This window comes from Streptomyces kronopolitis, assembly GCF_050953795.1.
GTDB classification, from domain to species: domain Bacteria; phylum Actinomycetota; class Actinomycetes; order Streptomycetales; family Streptomycetaceae; genus Streptomyces; species Streptomyces kronopolitis_A.
This window is the reverse complement of the sequence record NZ_CP191850.1, coordinates 5,003,969-5,021,285: the sequence shown is the minus strand read 5'-3', so window position 1 is coordinate 5,021,285 and position 17,317 is coordinate 5,003,969. Positions and strand designations below refer to the sequence as shown.

The following is a 17,317-nucleotide window of genomic DNA, read 5'->3' as shown; positions in this document are numbered from 1 at the left end:
GGTCAGGCTCCCTTCCCCGTCGTGCGGCGTTCGGTGGGCTGAGTGACCCGGTCGAGCATCAGGCCCAGGCACACGATGGCCACACCCGCGACCAGGCCGAGGCCCAGGTCGCCGGTGGCGAGGCCGGTGACCACGTCGTAGCCGAGGGCACCGCCGCCGACCAGACCGCCGATGATGACGACGGCGAGGACCAGGACCACGCCCTGGTTGACGGCCAGCAGCAGGGCGGGCCGGGCCAGCGGGAGCTGGACCTGGCGCAGCATCTGCCAGCGGGTGGCGCCCAGCGAGCGGGCCGACTCGACGGCCGCCGGGTCCACCTGGCGCAGGCCCTGGGTCGTGATGCGGATGACGGCGGGCAGCGCGTAGACCACGGCCGCGGCGACGGCCGGGGCGCGGCCGACGGCGAACAGCGCGACCACCGGGATGAGGTAGACGAACTGCGGCATGGTCTGCATGACGTCCAGGACCGGACGCAGGATCGCCTCCAGCCGCTTGCTGCCGGCCGCGAGGATGCCGATGCCGAAGCCCAGCACCAGGGTCACCACCAGGGCGGCGAGCACCTGCGAGAGGGTGTTCATCGACGGGCTCCACACGCCCAGCACACCGATGGCGGCCATCGCGAGGACGGCGGTCAGGGCGGTGCGCCAGGTGCCGATGAGCCAGGCCAGCGCGGCGACGATGAGCAGCGTGCCGTACCAGGGCAGCGCGGTCAGGCCGTCCCGCATCGGGTTGAGCACCCAGTTGGTGAAGTGCGCGGCCCAGTCGGCGGTGCCGCCGATGACGGGGACGCCGGAGTAGAGGTGGTCGACCATCCACTCCTTGAAGTGGTTGACGGGGTGGGCGATGTCCACCGCCCAGGCGTCCGGCCAGACCAGCGAGCCGCTCAGCCGGCCGAGACCGGCGAACAGGGCGGTGAGCACGGCGGCGCCGGCCCAGACCCGCCAGCCGCGCAGCCACGCCGGGCCGGTGGCGGAGGTGTCCGCGCCGAGCCGTTCGCCGGCCGCCGCGGTGGTGCGGTCCATGACGATGGCCAGCAGCACGATCGGGACGGCGGCGGCGAGCGCGGCGCCGACGTCGACCGAGGCGAGGGCCTGGTAGACGCGGTCACCGAGACCGGCCGCGCCGATCATCGAGGCGATGACGACCATGGACAGCGCCATCATGATCGTCTGGTTGACGCCGAGCAGCAGCTCCTTGCGGGCCAGCGGGAGCCGCGCGGTCACCAGCCGCTGGCGGCCGGTGGCGCCGAGCGAGGAGACGGCCTCCAGGACGCCGGGGTCGGCGCCGCGCAGACCGAGCGCGGTCAGCCGGGCCATCGGCGGGGCCGCGTAGATGACGGTGGCCAGCAGCGCGGCGGGGACGCCGATGCCGAAGACCAGCACCACGGGCAGCAGATAGGCGAAGGCGGGCAGCACCTGCATGGTGTCGAGCACCGGGCGCAGGATGCGGAACAGCCGCTCGGACAGGCCGCCGGCCAGGCCCAGCAGGGCGCCGACGACGACCGAGAAGACCACCGCCACGACCATCAGGGCGAGCGTCTGCATGGTCGGGACCCACATCCCCAGCAGGCCGCTGACCAGGAAGGAGATCAGCGCCGTGGCGGCGATGCGCAGTCCGGCGACGCGCCAGGCGAGCAGCGTCACACCGGCCGTCACACCCGTCCAGCCGAGGGCGAGCAGCAGCAGGTAGACGCCGCGGACGGAGATCACCACGGCGTTGCTGAGGTGACCGAGGAAGTAGACGAACAGCCAGTGGCTGTCACGGTTGTCGATGATCCAGTCGCTGGTCTTGCCGAGCGGGCCGGAGACGTCGACGGTCAGCGAGTGCGGCCAGGCGGCGCCGTACTTGGCGGCCAGCAGCGGGACGAGGACGGCCGCGGCGACGGCGAGCAGCAGCAGCTTGGCCGGGCCGCGGTGGCGCAGCAGCGCCTGGAGCGGTCCGGGTCGGGCGTCGGTGTCGGTGCCGAGCGCGCCGGGGGTGGTGGTGGGTGCGGCGGTGCTCATGCGCGCCCCCGCTTCACGGTGCCGACGGGGATGTTCAGGGCGGCGCAGCGCTGGGCCTCGCGCCAGTGGCGCAGCAGGCCGGCGCGCAGCCGGGCCCGCGGGGTCGCCGCGGGAGCTCTGGAGCCGACGGCGCGCAGGGCGCCGCCGTGGGTGGTGGCGGCGTACATCAGGCTGCCACCTCACCGTGCTGCGGGGTGTCGACCCGGGCGACCACGTTCAGCAGGCAGGCGTGGTCGACGATGCCCAGGCAGCGGCCGTCGTCGACGACGCGGACCGCGCCGCCGGTGCGGGCGACCGCCTCGATGGCCTCGGAGATCAGGGTGTCGGGGCCCAGCGCGGGGCCCTGGTCGGCCTCGCCGTCCTCGGCGGGGCGCATCGCGCGGCGCACGGTGAGGACCTGCTCGCGCGGGACGTCGCGGACGAAGTCACGGACGTAGTCGTCGGCCGGGGAGCCGACGATCTCCTCGGGGGTGCCCAGCTGCACGATCTGTCCGTCGCGCATCAGGGCGATCCGGTCGCCGACCCGCAGCGCCTCGGAGAGGTCGTGGGTGATGAAGACCATCGTCCGGCCCTCCTCGCGGTGCAGGCGGACGACCTCTTCCTGCATGTCGCGGCGGATGAGCGGGTCGAGGGCGCTGAAGGGCTCGTCGAAGAGCAGGACCTCGGGGTCGACGGCGAGCGCGCGGGCCAGGCCGACGCGCTGCTGCTGGCCGCCGGAGAGCTGGCCGGGGCGGCGCTTCTCCATGCCGGCCAGGCCGACCTTGTCGACGATCTCGCCGGCCCGCTCGCGGCGCTCGGTCTTGCCGACACCCTGGATCTCCAGGCCGTAGGCGACGTTGTCGACGACGGAGCGGTGCGGCAGCAGGCCGAAGTGCTGGAAGACCATGGCGGCCCGGCGGCGGCGCAGTTCGCGCAGCGCGCCGCGGTCCATGGCGCGGACGTCCTCGCCGTCCATCTCCAGCGCGCCGCTGGTCGGCTCGATCAGCCGGGTCAGGCAGCGCACGAGGGTGGACTTGCCGGAGCCGGACAGGCCCATGACGACGAAGACCTCGCCCTTGTGGACGTCGAAGGAGACATCGCGGACGGCGGCCACACAGCCGGTCTTCTCGCGCAGTTCCTGGGCGCTCAGCCCGGTGACGGACGGGTCGTCGGGTATGCGCTCGGCCTTGGGGCCGAAGACCTTCCAGAGGTTGCGGACGGAGAACACGACCTCACGGCCGTCGGACGCCGTGGTGGCGGAGGCGTCCTCGGTCGTGCGGGCGTTGGGTATCTCGGATGCGCCGGCGGAGGTGGTAGCCATCACGCATCACCTCCTTGGGTCGGAGCCTTATGGAGCAGGTCGGCGCACTTCTCCCCCACCATCAGCACGCCCAGCATCGGGTTGACGGCCGGCATCGTCGGGAAGACGGAGGCGTCGGCGATGCGGATGCCGGACAGCCCGCGGATGCGCAGCTCCGGGTCGACGACCGCGAGCCGGTCGTCGGCGGCGCCCATCTTGCAGGTGCCGGCCGGGTGGTAGACGGTGTGGGCCGCCTTGCGCACCAGCTCGCTGATCTCCGCGTCGTCGGTGACGTCGGGGCCGGGGAAGACCTCCCGCTTGAGCCACTTGGCGAACGGCTCGGCCTGCGCGATCTTGCGGGCCAGCTTGATGCCGTCGACGAGGGTGTCGCCGTCGTAGTCGACCCCGTTCGCGTCCTTGGCGAAGTACCGGAAGTCGAGCGCGGGCTTGACCTCGGGGTCCGCGGAGGTGAGGTAGAGACGGCCGCGGGAGCGGGACTTGGGGATGTTGGGGGTCATCGAGACCCCGTGCTCGGGGCGCTCGTAGCCCAGTCGCTCGGGGTTGTCGGTGAAGGGGATCTGGTAGAAGTGGAACATCAGGTCGGGGCCCTTGTGCGCCGGGTCCCGCTTGACGAACAGACCCGCGTCGGAGTCCATTGCGGAGTTGTCCGGGATCGGCCCGTCGGTCTCCCAGACGATCACCGACTCCGGGTGGTCGATGAGGTTCTCCCCGACACCCGGCAGGTCGAGCACGCAGGGCAGACCCAGCGCCTCCAGGTCCTGCTTGGGGCCGATGCCGGAGTGCATCAGCAGCCGCGGGGTGTCGACGGCGCCGGCGCACACCAGCACCTCACGGGCGGCCTCGACGTAGACCTCTTCGCCGTCCTTGGTGCGGACGTGGACGCCCTTGGCGGCGCTGCCGTCCAGCTCCAGCTTGTGCGCCCAGGTCTCCAGCATCAGCGTGAGGTTCGGGCGGTCGCCGGCCTCCATGTGCGGGTGGAGGTAGGCGACGGACGCGGAGGAGCGCTTGTTGTTCTCCGGGTGGTAGGAGAGGTCGAAGAAGCCGACGCCCTCGTCGAAGGGCTTGTCGTTGAAGCCGACGACCTCGGGGACGCCGAGGGCGGTCTTCGTCGCCTCGATCCAGTCCGTGGCGATCTGGTTCTGGTCCTTCTTCGCCACCCGCACGATGTTGTTGCGCAGCTTGCCGAAGTAGGGGTCCATCTCCTTGGCGCCCCAGCCGGCCGCGCCCGCCGCCTCCCACTCGTCCCAGTCGGACGGCAGCGGCTTGAAGGAGATCAGGGTGTTGTGGGAGGAGCAGCCGCCGAGAACCTTGGCGCGGCTGTGCAGGATGTGCGAGTTGCCGCGGGGCTGCTCGGTGGTCGTGTACTCGTAGTCCAGCTCGCCGCCGAGCAGGCCGAGCCAGCGGCGCAGCGTCAGCACCTCGTCGCGGTCGAGGTCGGAGGGGCCGCCCTCGATGACGGCGACGGTGACGTCCGGGTCCTCTGTGAGGCGCGAGGCGATGACGGAGCCGGCGGTGCCGCCGCCGACCACGACATAGTCATACACGGGCATGGGGTGCTCCTTCTTGCAAAGTGCGTGGTGCGGGTGGTGCCAGGTGCTTCCGGGCGTCAGCCCGCGAACCAGCGCACCGGCTCCGGCCGGAGGTTCTCGTAAATGTGCTTGCTCTCGCGGTACTCGTCCAGACCCGTGGGCCCGAGTTCCCGTCCGATGCCGGACTTGCCGAAGCCGCCCCACTCCGCCTGCGGGAGGTAGGGGTGGTAGTCGTTGATCCAGACCGTGCCGTGCCGCAGCCGGGCGGCGATGCGCCGGGCGCGGGCGGTGTCGCCGGAGAAGACCGCGCCGGCCAGGCCGTACTCGGTGTCGTTGGCGAGCGCGACGGCCTCGTCCTCGGTGGTGAAGGTCTCCACCGTCAGGATCGGGCCGAAGGTCTCCTCACGGACGACCTTCATCTCGCGGTGGCAGCCGTCGAGCACGGTCGGCGCGTAGAAGTAGCCGCTCGCCGGGCGGACGTCACTGGGCTCGGGGCGCTTGCCGCCGCAGCGCAGCTGGGCACCCTCGGCCAGCGCGGAGGCGACGTACGCCTCGACCTTGTCGAGCTGCTGCTGGGAGACCAGCGGGCCGCACTCGACGCCGTCCTCGGTGCCCCGGCCGAGCTTGATCTTCTCGGCGCGGCGGGCGAGTTCGGCGACGAAGCGGTCGCGCACCGACTCCTCGATGATCAGCCGGGCACCGGCCGAGCAGACCTGGCCGCTGTGGATGAAGGCGGCGTTGAGCGCCTGGTCCACGGCGGTGTCGAAGCCCTCGTCGGTGGCGCAGGCGTCGGCGAAGACCACGTTGGGGTTCTTGCCGCCGAGCTCCAGCGCGATCTTCTTGGCGTCGGAGACCGCGGCCGCGCCCGCCTTCGTGCCGCTGACCAGGCCGCCGGTGAAGGAGAACAGGTCGACGTCGGGGTGCTCGGCCAGCCGCTGGCCGACCGGCAGGCCCGCGCCGGTGACGATGTTGGCGACCCCGGCCGGCAGCCCGGCCTCGACCAGCAGCTTGATCAGGTGCACGGTCGACAGCGGGGTGACCTCGCTGGGCTTGATCACAAAGGTGTTGCCTGCCGCGAGGGCCGGCGCGATCTTCCAACTTGCCTGGAGGAGGGGGTAGTTCCAGGGGGTGATGAGGCTGCAGACACCGACCGGCTCGTGCACGACCACGCTGTGGATGTCGGGCGATCCGGCGTCGACGACCCGGCCGCCGCTCTCGTTCATCACGACGTCGGCGAAGTAGCGGAAGGCGTCGGTGACGCAGTCGACGTCGACCCGGCCCTCCTCCAGCGTCTTGCCGGTGTCGCGGCTCTCGATGAGGCCGATCACCTCACGGTCGCGCTGGAGCAGATCGGCGACCCGGCGCAGCAGCGCGGAGCGCTCGGCGACGGCCGTGCGGGGCCAGTCGCCCTCGTCGAAGGCCCGGCGGGCGGCGGCCACGGCCGCGTCGGCGTCCTGGGCACCACCCTCGGACACCAGCTGGAGCGTCGTCGCGTCGGCGGGGTCGAGGACCTCCCGCGTTTCGCCGGATGCAGCGGGAAGCCACACCCCGTCTACGTGAATGGTCTCGATTGACGACACGTCGTTACTGCCTTCCGGTTACCGATTGTTCCCACTGGTGCAACCACTGGTGTCACCAGCAACGAGGACCCCTTTCCGGAAGCGCCGCACCTATGCCCAAACATTCATGGAAAGTGAGCCGACTCACTCAACGTGCGGCGAAATGTCCCGGAACATAACCTGAATAGCCGTATGTCCATTGCAGGATTCCTCACGTTCTGTCCCCCGGGACCGGAGGTGGAGAGATGACCAGCAGACGGCACGCGGCCACCGCTCCCGCCGCTCTGACCTGTGGCGCGGCCCTCCTCGTGGGGATTGCCTGCACGGGTGGCGCGGCGGCGGCCGGTGACTCCGACGGCGGCGAGGGCGACCTCGCGCACAAGTCGGCCCAGCAGATCTCCGACGACGCACTCCACCAGCTGGTCGCCGCGCAGTCCCTGCGGCTGCGCACCCGCACCAGCACCGACCCCACCACGCTCGACCTCACCCTCGACCGGGCCGGCAACTGCACCGGCGCCGTCGCCAAGGGCTCGCTCGGCCGCGTGGAACTCGTCAAGCGCGGCAACCAGGTCTGGATGAAGCCCGACGCGGCCTTCTGGAAGAGCCAGCTGCCCGGCGAGAAGGGCGACCGGGCCGCCGCGAAGTACAAGGACACCTACCTGCACGGCACCACCCGCAACACCTTCCTGCGGGGCCTGTCCGCCGCCTGCGACCTCCGGGCGTTCCAGAAGTCCGCCGCGGGCCCCGACAAGGAGCAGGCACCGCCCGGCGCCCCGTCACCCTCCGTGCCCCCCACGCTCACCAAGGGACAGCCGACCACCCAGGACGGCACCCGGGTACTGCCCGTCACCAAGAAGGTCGACGGCGCGGTCCAGACCCTCTACGTGGCCATCGACGGCAAGCACTACCCCCGCAAGCTCACCGCCGAGGCCGACCACCAGAGCGCCACGATCCTGCTGAGCGACTACGGCACCCCGGTGTCCGACGCGACCCCCGCTCCCGGCCGTACGGCGGACATCTCGGCCCTGGACGACCTGATGCAGGGGACGCAGACGGCGTGACCCTCGTGTGCGGTACGTAACCGTTCGTACATACGTATCGTTGAACCGTGCGGCTGCCCGCGGCGCGCAGGCGGCGGGGAGGGGCGGCACGATGACCATCGAACTGACCGACAGGACCGAGATGGCCAGTAGCAGCGAACTGGACGACATGTTCGAGCGGCTGGAGCAGATGCACATCCCCGAGGGCTACAAGGTTGAGATCGTCGGGGGGACCATCTACATGTCACCGCAGCGAGCCACGCACTGGGAGACGATCCTGGACATCGTCGAACACCTGCGGACGAAGTATCCGAAGAAGCGCGTGCTGTCGGACGTACGCATCGACTTCCCCGGCCATCTGAACGGGTTCGCGTCCGATGTCGTCGCGATGGCGGAGGGGTACAGCAAGGACGAACAGGGCCGCTGGCGCTACCAGGACATCGATTTCATCGCGGAAGTCGTCTCGGAAAGCACCGCACCGAACGACTACGGCCCGAAGAAGACCGCGTACGCCCTCGCCGAGATCCCGGTCTATGTGATCGCCGATCCCTACACGGGCCGCTGCCGCGTCTTCACCCACCCCCAGGACGGCGACTACAAGATCGACCTCACCGTCGCCTACGGCCTGCCCGTCGACCTCACCGACACCGTCGTCGGCCTCACCCTCTCCACCGAGGACTTCCCCCGGGACTGACCCCTGGGAGCCCCCGACCGCCTGCCCCGCGCCCCGTCACCCGCGCTGCCGAACCGGAGGGGCCCGGGGCGGCGGCGCGGCCGACAATGCAGGCATGGCTGACACAACGGCGAAAGCAGTCCTCGAAGGCGGCCCCGCCGGGTTCCCCGAGCGGATCGTGCCGATCGACCCGCCCGGGACCGACCTGAAGATCCCGTTCCGCAACGGCTACGAGCACTTCCGGGCCACCGACCGCCAGCAGCGGACCACCGAGGGGACGCTCCCCGTCTACGAGTGGTGGGAGCGGACGGAGCTGCCCGGGTAGCCGTCCGGCAGCCGAATCTCCGTGGAATCCGGCCGGGACGCGCCAGGGTTGGTGGATCGCGTGGCACTCGTGTGGCGCGCCGGGCGATACTGGCGGCATGACCGTGCAGTCCCCTTCGTTTCCGGTGCCGAACGCGTTCGAGTTGTTGTGCGCCCAGTACGCAAAGCGGCTGCCTGCCCGGCTGGCGGACCTGGCCGGCCCCGCCCGCGGCACGGTCGACCTGCCACTGCACGTGGTCTGGTCGGGCCGCCGTTCCTACGGACTGGAGCAGCCGCGCTCGCGGATGAGCCTGTACCGCACCGTCCTGGCCGAAGGGCAGTGCCGGGACCTGATCGCCTTCCTGAACCGGGATCTGCTCATCGCGCAGTGGCCCGTACTGCGCACGCTGATCAGCCGCCCGATCAAGGAGGTCTGGGAATCCGCCTTCCCGGAACTCACCACCGCGACAGCCTCGACGGCCGCGTGAAGCTGACGGATCTGCACCGCCGGCTCCTGGCCGACGTCCTCGCCATCGGCACCCCCTACCCGTTGGTGCTCACCGGCGGGTATGCGGTGCAGGCCCACGGCTTGGTCGACCGCCTCTCCCAGGACCTGGACGTGGCCACCGAGAACCCGGCCCCTATCGACGAGATCATGCGCACGGTCGGCGACGGCCTGGCAGAACGTGGCTGGGGTGTCCGGCACATCGAGTCCGGCCCGCTGTCGGGCCGGCTCATCGCCACCGACCCCGCGACGAGCGAAGAGTGTGAGGTCGACGTCCTCAAGGAGGCGTTCTGGGCTCCTCCGACGGTCACCGAGTACGGTCCTGTGCTCGCGTTGGAAGACGTGATCGGTACCAAGGTCCGCGCGCTCGCGGACCGCGGCGCGGTCCGCGACCTCATCGACGTCCACGCCGCGACCCGGCATCGCTCGACCGCCGACCTCGAAAACCTCGGCCGCCGCCACGCCCGCTTCGAGTTCAGCCTCCACGACCTGCGCGACCGTCTCGCCGGCGCCGAGTGGTGGGATGACCAGGACTTCACCGACTACGGACTGAGCCCCGAGCAGGTGGCGGACCTGCGCGCCTGGGCCCTGGGCTGGGCCGGCGATCTCGCCACACGGCTCTACGCCGGGGAAGATCCGGACGACCACTGACCTGTCCAGTTCCGTAGGGATCGGGTCAGTGGTCGACGGGGCCCTGGACAGCGCCTGGGAGCGCGCCGAACTGCCCGGGTAGCCCATGCGGAACCCGTCGTCGTGCGCGTCGTCGTGCGCGTCAGGAAGCCGGGGCGAAGGCGTCCAGGGCGATCTGCTGGGTGTGTTGCTGTTGGGGCCAGTCGGATTCGGTGCCCAGGACGAGGACGGCGAACTGGCGGCCGTCGGAGACCGTGAAGGCGCAGTCGACGACCTTGACGCGTTCGCCGAGCTTCTTGCTGTCATAGGCGTAGACCAGTTGCGCGGCGTCGCTGCCCGGGGCCGGGCCGTCCAGGGGGCCGAGGCTGATCTCCTCGTAGCCGGGGTTGCCGGACAGGCCCTTCGATGCCTGCTGGAGCGCCGTGCGCGGGCTGGTGTCCGGCTCGGTGATCTCGAAGATCTGCACCAGTCCGCGGTCGTCCGGGGCGGTGTAGAAGACCCCCGACGGGCGTTCGCTGCGCTGCCAGTCGCCGGGCACCGCGAGGGTGAAGCCCTTGGTGTCGTGGACCAGCCGGTAGCCCTCGGGCAGGCCGGAGGCGGGGGTGGGCGTGGCGGTGGTGGCGGTGGAGCCGCCGGTGGACGGGGTGGCCGTGCCCGCCGCGGAGGCCGTGGCCGGCGGACGGGCGGCGGGCGGCGCGTCGTGGCGGTTCAGGAGCAGATAGCCGCCGACCGTGGCCACCGCGATCGCGGCCACCGCCGCACCGGCGATCAGGGCGGTACGGCGCGGGGCGGCGGACGTGGGGCCGGGGAAGGGGCCGGGTGCGGGGTACGGGCCGGGCGCCGCCGGATGCACGAAAGCGGCCCCGTCCGCCCGCGCGCCGTCCGCCGGGGCACCGCCCGCCGCGGGGGTGAACGCCGGCCGGGACGGCATCGGCCCCGAGTAGGGCGCGGGCGGCGGCGTGCCGTCCTCCCAGCGCTGGGTCTCGTTGTTCCAGCGGGCCTGGCCGCCGCGCGTCATCGTCAGCCTCCCACCAGGGCCGTGACCGCCTGGACGGCCGCCGCGCCGGAGGACAGCAGGCTGACCACGGCCCCGGCGTCGGTCAGCGCCGCACGGAGCCGCGCCACCCGGCCGGGCCCGGCCGCGCCGGTGTCCGCGATCTCCGTCTCGGTCTCGGCGAGTTCGCCGCTCAGCGCCGTGACCTGCGGGCTCTGCACCGCCCGGGCCAGATCGTCGCGCAGCGCCCGCACGGCGTGCAGCAACTCCTCCTGCGCCGGGTCCATCGCGGGGGCGGAGCCGCCCTCGTGATGGGTCACGGTGTTGTGGTTGCCGATGGCGAAGGCGCCCCGGACGCTGCCGATGTGGATGCCGTTGCCGCGCTCGTCAGCCGTTGCCATGCTGGCCACTTCCCTTCTCCGCGGAGTCTTGTCCGGTGGGGCCTTGCTGGGTGATCGTGTTGTGGTCGCCGATGCCGACGGCGCCCTGGGCGGACTCGACGTAGACGCCGCCCTCGGCGACGTGCACGACCCGCCGCTCGAACTCGTCGGTCTGGTAACCGGCCTCGCGCAGCGCCGTGGTCACCCCGGCCGCCACCCGCTGCTGCACGGTCTTCAGATAGCGGGCCACGTCCATGTCCTGGAAGAGCGAGGAGTCCCCGAAGGAGCCCAGCTCACGCACCGAGGCGCCGGGCCCCTCGGGCAGCGCCGCGCCGTGCCCCGCGGTGGCCAGCCGCCAGGCGGACAACAGGCCCCGCCCCAGCGTGAGTACGGCGTCCCCGGCCGACCGGGGCGTGCGGGTCAGCGCCCACACCGCCTTGCCGAAGTGGTGGTGGTGCCGGTACTGGTGGGCGAGCCGGTCGGCGTCCTGGAAGAGCTGTCGCAGCGGCCACAGCACATGCGGCGCGACCTCCATCATCAGCATCCCGCCCTGGGTGTGCACCCGCACGAACACTGTGGTGACGATGCCCTCGTTCCAGCCGCCGACCCGGATCCGCAGGAAGTGCCGACGGGTCTCGCCGCCCTCCTCCACCGCGTCCCGCCGGTGTGCCTCGAACGCGTCGGGCGCGTACGGCGCGGCCGCCCGGTTCGGCAGCCCCTCGGCCGGCAGGTAGACGCACTCGTCGATCTCCATGGCGCGCAGCCGGTCGCGCACCGCGGCCGCCACCTCCGGCGAACCGTGCGGCGACGGCACCCGCAGCGCCTCCACCAGCGGGACGATCCGGGCCAGGATGGCGCTGTTGTCGAGCGGTTCGGGCGTGCGGTCGGTGCGGGGGTTCAGCTCCACGGACAGCGACCAGGTCCGGTAGGCCTGCCCGGCGCCGCAGAACGGGTCGGCGGCCCGGTACATCACCAGCGGTCCGTGTTGCTCGATGCGCACCCGCTCCCGCAGCCGCTGGAAGCGGAAGCCCTCGGCCCGCTCGGCGGGGTCGGACATCACGTCGGGGAAGCGCTCCCGGGACAGTTCACGGGCCAACGACCGGGCGAACTGTCCGCGTTGGAGGGCGACCAGCACGGCCAGCATCAGCGGCAGCAGCACCGCGACCCACAGGCTCAGCACGGCGACGGCGCCCACCAGCGCGACGTCGTTCCCGAGGCCGGACGAGTCGCTCGTCAGGCCGCCCATCCCGTCCGGGAGCAGCAGGGACAGCGGCCAGCCCGTGCCCATGATGCCGATCGTGCCACCGCACGCCATCACCAGCAGCGACAGCCACAGGGCGGTCAGCGCCAGCCGGCCGTACCAGCGCAGCCCGAACGCGAGGGTGCGGGACACCCACGGCGGGACGGGCGCCTTGCGGACGGCGCGGCCCAGCGTCATGAGGACGACGGGCAGGAGGTAGAGCAGCGCGAGGCCGAAGGACAGCGGCACCGCAATGATCCACACGGCCAGGATCGCCGCCGCCCAGCCCAGTTCGAGCCGCCGGGCCCGCAGCGCGTGGGCCAGGACCCGGGCCGCGTCGATGCCCAGGGAGGGCGCGGCGAACCGCTGCTCGTGGACGTACAGCTCGTCGATGACCGCGTTGCGGAAGCTGTCGTCCAGGTAGGTGCCGGCGCACAGCAGGCGGGTGGCCTCACTGGCTCCCGGCGGGGTGGGCAGCAGCGGCGGCGGGGGCGGGGGTGGTCCTGCGGGTGCCTTCCGCATCCACTCCGGCCCGTCCGGGTCCCCGGGCTGCGCGGGCACATCGGTCTGACTCATGGTCCTCCCCCGAATCCCAACTGACCGCACCCGAAGCCTGGTTGGCACACGCATGCGGCGGCCGGACGCGGGGCGGTACGAGCCGCAGCATAAGGGAGCCGAGCACTCCGTGTCAGCGCGATAACCCAAGGTCGCGGCGCGGGTCAGAGGCCCGCGGGGAACTCCCCGTTCTTGAGGGCGCCGACGAACGACGCCCAGCCGCCCGTCGGGAAGACCAGCACCGGGCCGTGCGGGTCCTTGCTGTCACGCACGGGGACGGAGTCGGGGATACCGGGGGCCACTTCGATGCAGTTGCCGCCGTTGTTGTCGCTGTAGCTGCTCTTGGTCCAGGTCGCCGCGCTGAGTTCGGGCCTGTTCATGCTGCTCGTACCCCTCCATCACGTCGCTGATCAGAGCAGCGGACTCACAGGCTGACGGAATGTCCGCCCTGAGCACATCATAGGTCTGGCTGTAGCGGACGTAGACTGCCGGATCGTTGTTGAAGTGGCCACGGTCCAACGACTCCGAGTACACCCATCGCCCGTCAGGCAGTTCGATCAGCGACATGGAGCCCCTGGGGCGAACGAGCCCGAAGCGGCCCGCCGGCGCCACCTGGATACGGATGTTGGAACGCTGTCCAACACGCAGCAGATGCGCGCACTGATCACGCATCACCTCCGAGCTCCCCACCGCATTACGCAGACAGCTCTCGTCCAGGACAGCGACGTACAGCGGGCCGTCCTCGGTCAGAAAGCGCGGCTGGCGGCTCAGCCTGGCCCGGACCCGCTCCTCCACCGCTGCGCCACTCGCGACCTGAGAGAACAGCGCGTGCGCGTAGCCGGGCGCCTGCAACAAGCCAGGAATGACCCGCTCCTGGTACTCCCGCAGGCCCACCGCCTCGGCATCCATCTCCGCCCGACGCTCGAACCAGTCCGGATGTTGCACCTCCGGATACCAGTCGATCCGCCCCCATAACCGCAGCAGCACTCCGCCCGTGGCCAGGATGGCGTCGCACTGCTTGGCGAACGTCTCCTGTGGGACGCGGGTGCCCGCCTCGACGCGGGCCACCTGGGAGCGGTCGCACGGGATCTTGAGCGCCAGCGCCTCCTGCGTGAGGCCCGCCGCCTCCCGGAAGTGCTTCAGCACCTCCCCGAACACGGCGGCGTTGGTGGCGGCCGGTCCGCTCGCGGTGGTGCGTCGTCGTCGGCTCACCGCATCCCCCTTCGTGCCAGATGGTGAGTGTCACGCGTCCCACGTTGCGACCCGCGCTACGGGGCGCAACGCTGAACACACCCAACGTAAGGGGTTATTCGGCCGACCGTGCCGTCTTCCCACGCAATACCCCCGCGACGGGGATCAGCCGTCCGGGGGCGTGGCCACCAACTTCTCGGAGTCAATGAGCATGAACAAAGGTATCGCCCGGTTCGCCGCACGGCCGCCGCGCCTGCGGGAGCGGCCGCACGGAGCGGAGGCGGGCGCGTGATGAGTTACGACCGGGATGCCGCTCCCCTGTGGCCCGGGCTGCGGCTGCTGCCGTGGGAGGGCGAGGGCGGGAAGCCGTGCTTCCTGTCGGCGGAGGGCGCCGGTGGGGTGCTGGCCCGGCTGGCCGACGAGATCGAGGCGGAGCAGTTGTGCGACGGTGCCGATGTCCTCAAGGGCGCGGTGGCCGTGCTGGACGACGTCAAGGCGGGGGAACACGCGCTGCGGCTGGCGCTGCGGGCGACCACGCAGGCCTTCGGCAACGTGCTGCGCGTCGCCGACAGCCGGGGCGCGCGACTGGCCGTGGCGTCGGGCGGTGACTGACCGGGCCGCCATGGCCGGGGCCGTGTGACCGGGCCCCTGTGACCGAGCCCGCACGGCCGTTGTGGACCGTGCGGGCTCGTCGGTGCTGCGGCGCCGCCCGTGCGGGGCGGCCGCGGCGGTGGGTCAGCCGAGGAGGCCGAGACCGCGGACGGCCTCGCGCTCCTCGGTCAGCTCCTGCACCGACGCGTCGATGCGGGCGCGCGAGAAGTCGTTGATCTCCAGGCCCTGGACGATCTCGTACGCGCCGTCCTTGGTGGTGACGGGGAACGAGGAGATCAGGCCCTCCGGGACGCCGTAGGAGCCGTCCGAGGGGATGCCCATCGAGGTCCAGTCGCCGGCGGCGGTGCCGTTGACCCAGGTGTGGACGTGGTCGATGGCGGCGTTGGCGGCGGAGGCGGCCGAGGACGCGCCACGGGCCTCGATGATCGCCGCACCGCGCTTGGCGACGGTCGGGATGAAGTCCTCGGCCAGCCACTTCTCGTCGTTGACGGTCTCGGCGGCGTTCTTGCCGGCGACCGTGGCGTGGAAGATGTCGGGGTACTGGGTGGCGGAGTGGTTGCCCCAGATCGTCAGCTTCCGGATCTCGGACACCGGGGTGCCGGTCTTCTTCGAGAGCTGCGAGAGCGCGCGGTTGTGGTCCAGACGCGTCATCGCGGTGAAGCGCTCGGCGGGTACGTCCGGCGCGGCGGCCTGGGCGATCAGGGCGTTGGTGTTGGCCGGGTTGCCGACGACCAGGACCTTGATGTCGTCCGCGGCGTGGTCGTTGATGGCCTTGCCCTGCGGCTTGAAGATGCCGCCGTTGGCCTCCAGGAGGTCGCCGCGCTCCATGCCCTTGGTGCGGGGGCGGGCGCCGACGAGCAGGGCGACGTTCGCGCCGTTGAAGGCCTCGTTCGGGTCGTCCGAGATGTCGATGCCCTGCAGCAGCGGGAAGGCACAGTCGTCGAGCTCCATGGCGGTGCCCTCGGCGGCCTTCAGCCCCTGCGGGATCTCCAGCAGGCGCAGCTTGACCGGCACGTCCGCGCCGAGCAGGTGTCCGGAAGCGATGCGGAAGAGGAGTGCGTAACCGATCTGGCCGGCGGCGCCGGTCACGGTCACATTGACGGGAGTGCGGGTCATGGCGATCTCCTGCGCGGTGTTTTCCGGGGGCAAGCCCCTGGACCACCATGGTTGGCGGTGGGTGTCCCTGCCCGGCTATCGAGGTCTCTTGGTATCGAGAGACCCGGCCGTCAGGCTATCGGACCCCCGCCCGCCCCCGGTGCCGGGCCGGTGTGGAACACCTCACCGGGTGCCCGGTGGTGTCCGTACGGCGGTCCGTGCGGGGCTGTGCGCGGAGAGCGCTGTGAGACCTGTCCCGAAGGGGCGGCGGCCGCCCGCCTATGGAGGGGGGAGTGCGGGCGGCCGCCCAGTTGTGCCACACCCGTGGGGGGGATATCCGTCGCTTGCCCGCGATCCCGGAGGGCATGCCTCCCGTCTTTCGGACATCCTCCGGGAGCGGTGTGAGGCGGCCCGGGCGGGCCGTCCGGAGCCGGCGGGCGGGGTGCTACCGGGACGTGCCGGAGGGCGTTCCGGAGGGGGCCGCGACTCCCGGCGCCGTCGCCGGAAGGGGTCGTGAGCAGCCCTTCAGGCCCGCCACGGTGGTTCCGCAGGCCGCGACCTTCGCCGGGTCCCCGGACACCGCGACCATCGGCGTGTAGGCGTCACCGGCCCGCTCGGCGCGCGCCGTGGCGCGGTGACCGCCGGCGCTGATGGTGGCTTGATCTCCCTGTGCGGCACGGCTGATGCGGGCCCAGGCCGTGTGACAGACGGAGCTGTAGCGGACCTCGACCACGGCGCGGCCCGCCATTCCGCGGGACGGCGTGGTGGCGTGCTGCCCGCCGCACCCCATCGCCTCGGGGTCCTTGCCCGTGCAGCCGTCGCCGGTGCAGCGCACCCCGTTGGGCAGCGCCGGCTCCACGCTCGGCGCGGGGGCCGGGGCCGTCCGGGCCACCGCCTCCTTCTTGGCCGGCTCGGCACCGGGGTTCAGCAGCAGGACCCCCGCGACGGCCACCAGCACGGCGCCGACCGCGCCGACCAGGATCATCGGGGTCCGGTGACGGCGGCCGGACGTGCCCTCGGCGGGCGCCGGTTGCGGGGACGGCGCCACCGCCTCCCAGCGGGGGAAGTCCGCACTGGAGGGCACCTGCGACAGCGGCGCCGGGCCGGGCTGTGCTCCGCTCCCGGGGGTCCCGGGCCGCTCGGACGGGGCGGACTTCTCGGCCTTCCCCGGCTTCTCCGCCTTCCCCGGCTTCTCGGCCTTCGCTTCGGTGGGCGCACCCGTCGCGGCCGGGTCGGTGTCCAACTCCCCCAGCGCGGCGCGCGCCTGCGCCACCCGGATCGCCTCCATGGTGACGTCCTGGCGCATCTCCGCCCGGCTCCAGGCGCGTTCGGCCAGCTCCCACAGCGTGGTGAGGTGCGAGGGGTGTGCGCCGGTCTGCTCGGCGAGGGCGAGCACCGCGCGCAGCGGCGGCAGCAGCCGCCCGTTGAGATAGCGCTCCCAGGACGTCTTGCTGTAGCCCGTGCTGTCCGCGACGGCGGCCACGCTCAGCCCGCTGCGGTCGATGAGCCTGCGCAGCTGCCCGGCGAACTCCCGCACCTGCGGATCGAGCTCTTCCGGCAGCGCCTTCCAGCGAGGCATTGCCTCCCCCTATCCCCCCGCTTACGTGCCAATGCGCGGCTCCCCCGGCCCGCCTCCTTGCCGCCCGCGGGGCCGCCTCCTGGTCACGACGGCGGTCCCCGATTGAGGGCGCACGGGAGCATCCGGACA

At 72.0% G+C, this 17,317-nt stretch carries 18 protein-coding genes; 6 read left to right on the top strand and 12 right to left on the bottom strand.

The window, feature by feature from the left end:
• Positions 1 to 2: 2 nt before the first annotated feature.
• From ACQP17_RS22280 to ACQP17_RS22260, 5 genes are read right to left on the bottom strand one after another with little or no spacing between them, the layout of a single operon-like run.
• On the bottom strand, positions 3 to 2,003 hold the full coding sequence (locus ACQP17_RS22280; RefSeq protein WP_433857856.1) for an ABC transporter permease: 2,001 nt from the start codon (positions 2,001 to 2,003) through the stop codon (positions 3 to 5).
• A complete protein-coding gene (locus tag ACQP17_RS22275) occupies positions 2,000 to 2,170 on the bottom strand; it encodes a hypothetical protein (RefSeq protein WP_364874714.1) in 171 nt (56 codons plus the stop codon). Before ACQP17_RS22275 ends, ACQP17_RS22280 begins: the two co-directional genes overlap by 4 nt.
• Positions 2,170 to 3,303: a quaternary amine ABC transporter ATP-binding protein gene (locus ACQP17_RS22270; protein ID WP_433857855.1), complete on the bottom strand. Its 1,134-nt coding sequence runs from the start codon at positions 3,301 to 3,303 to the stop codon at positions 2,170 to 2,172. The genes ACQP17_RS22275 and ACQP17_RS22270 overlap by 1 nt, the downstream gene beginning before the upstream one ends.
• Complete coding sequence (locus ACQP17_RS22265) at positions 3,303 to 4,853, bottom strand: GMC family oxidoreductase (protein WP_433857854.1); 1,551 nt, start codon at positions 4,851 to 4,853, stop codon at positions 3,303 to 3,305. Before ACQP17_RS22265 ends, ACQP17_RS22270 begins: the two co-directional genes overlap by 1 nt.
• A 56-nt stretch (positions 4,854 to 4,909) precedes the next feature.
• Positions 4,910 to 6,412: an aldehyde dehydrogenase family protein gene (locus ACQP17_RS22260; protein WP_433857853.1), complete on the bottom strand. Its 1,503-nt coding sequence runs from the start codon at positions 6,410 to 6,412 to the stop codon at positions 4,910 to 4,912.
• A gap of 224 nt (positions 6,413 to 6,636) precedes the next feature.
• Between ACQP17_RS22260 and ACQP17_RS22255 the strand changes: the two genes are divergently transcribed.
• The 5 genes from ACQP17_RS22255 (at position 6,637) to ACQP17_RS22235 (ending at position 9,563) form a co-directional block, all read left to right on the top strand.
• Positions 6,637 to 7,452 carry a hypothetical protein gene (locus tag ACQP17_RS22255; RefSeq protein WP_433857852.1) on the top strand — a complete coding sequence of 272 codons (816 nt, stop codon included), beginning with the start codon at positions 6,637 to 6,639 and terminating at the stop codon, positions 7,450 to 7,452.
• A gap of 91 nt (positions 7,453 to 7,543) precedes the next feature.
• Positions 7,544 to 8,125 (top strand): Uma2 family endonuclease, encoded by a 582-nt coding sequence (locus ACQP17_RS22250; protein ID WP_433857851.1) that lies wholly within the window; start codon positions 7,544 to 7,546, stop codon positions 8,123 to 8,125.
• 94 nt (positions 8,126 to 8,219) lie between these two features.
• Positions 8,220 to 8,429, top strand: coding sequence for a DUF5988 family protein (locus ACQP17_RS22245; RefSeq protein ID WP_433857850.1), 210 nt, complete (start codon positions 8,220 to 8,222; stop codon positions 8,427 to 8,429).
• Between the two features lie 97 nt (positions 8,430 to 8,526).
• Entirely contained in the window at positions 8,527 to 8,895 is a 369-nt protein-coding gene (locus ACQP17_RS22240) for a hypothetical protein (RefSeq protein ID WP_433857849.1), read from the top strand.
• Positions 8,892 to 9,563: a nucleotidyl transferase AbiEii/AbiGii toxin family protein gene (locus ACQP17_RS22235; RefSeq protein ID WP_433857848.1), complete on the top strand. Its 672-nt coding sequence runs from the start codon at positions 8,892 to 8,894 to the stop codon at positions 9,561 to 9,563. The genes ACQP17_RS22240 and ACQP17_RS22235 overlap by 4 nt, the downstream gene beginning before the upstream one ends.
• A 121-nt stretch (positions 9,564 to 9,684) precedes the next feature.
• On the opposite strand, the gene ACQP17_RS22230 is transcribed toward ACQP17_RS22235, so the two are convergent.
• From ACQP17_RS22230 to ACQP17_RS22210, 5 genes are all read right to left on the bottom strand, one after another.
• A complete protein-coding gene (locus ACQP17_RS22230; RefSeq protein WP_433857847.1) occupies positions 9,685 to 10,560 on the bottom strand; it encodes a hypothetical protein in 876 nt (291 codons plus the stop codon).
• A gap of 2 nt (positions 10,561 to 10,562) precedes the next feature.
• Positions 10,563 to 10,937, bottom strand: a complete 375-nt coding sequence (locus ACQP17_RS22225) for a hypothetical protein (protein ID WP_364874694.1) — start codon at positions 10,935 to 10,937, stop codon at positions 10,563 to 10,565.
• On the bottom strand, positions 10,924 to 12,732 hold the full coding sequence (locus ACQP17_RS22220; protein ID WP_433857846.1) for a hypothetical protein: 1,809 nt from the start codon (positions 12,730 to 12,732) through the stop codon (positions 10,924 to 10,926). Before ACQP17_RS22220 ends, ACQP17_RS22225 begins: the two co-directional genes overlap by 14 nt.
• 143 nt (positions 12,733 to 12,875) lie before the next feature.
• Positions 12,876 to 13,013 (bottom strand): DUF397 domain-containing protein, encoded by a 138-nt coding sequence (locus ACQP17_RS22215; RefSeq protein WP_433857845.1) that lies wholly within the window; start codon positions 13,011 to 13,013, stop codon positions 12,876 to 12,878.
• Positions 12,976 to 13,869: a helix-turn-helix domain-containing protein gene (locus tag ACQP17_RS22210; protein ID WP_433859976.1), complete on the bottom strand. Its 894-nt coding sequence runs from the start codon at positions 13,867 to 13,869 to the stop codon at positions 12,976 to 12,978. Before ACQP17_RS22210 ends, ACQP17_RS22215 begins: the two co-directional genes overlap by 38 nt.
• Before the next feature lie 324 nt (positions 13,870 to 14,193).
• On the opposite strand from ACQP17_RS22210, the gene ACQP17_RS22205 reads away from it, so the two are divergent.
• Positions 14,194 to 14,514 carry a hypothetical protein gene (locus tag ACQP17_RS22205; protein ID WP_433857844.1) on the top strand — a complete coding sequence of 107 codons (321 nt, stop codon included), beginning with the start codon at positions 14,194 to 14,196 and terminating at the stop codon, positions 14,512 to 14,514.
• A gap of 123 nt (positions 14,515 to 14,637) precedes the next feature.
• Here the strand turns inward: ACQP17_RS22205 and ACQP17_RS22200 are convergent, their stop codons facing one another.
• Complete coding sequence (locus ACQP17_RS22200) at positions 14,638 to 15,630, bottom strand: malate dehydrogenase (RefSeq protein WP_433857843.1); 993 nt, start codon at positions 15,628 to 15,630, stop codon at positions 14,638 to 14,640.
• Positions 15,631 to 16,054: 424 nt separating this feature from the next.
• A complete protein-coding gene (locus ACQP17_RS22195) occupies positions 16,055 to 17,188 on the bottom strand; it encodes a DUF2690 domain-containing protein (protein WP_433857842.1) in 1,134 nt (377 codons plus the stop codon).
• Positions 17,189 to 17,317: the final 129 nt, after the last annotated feature.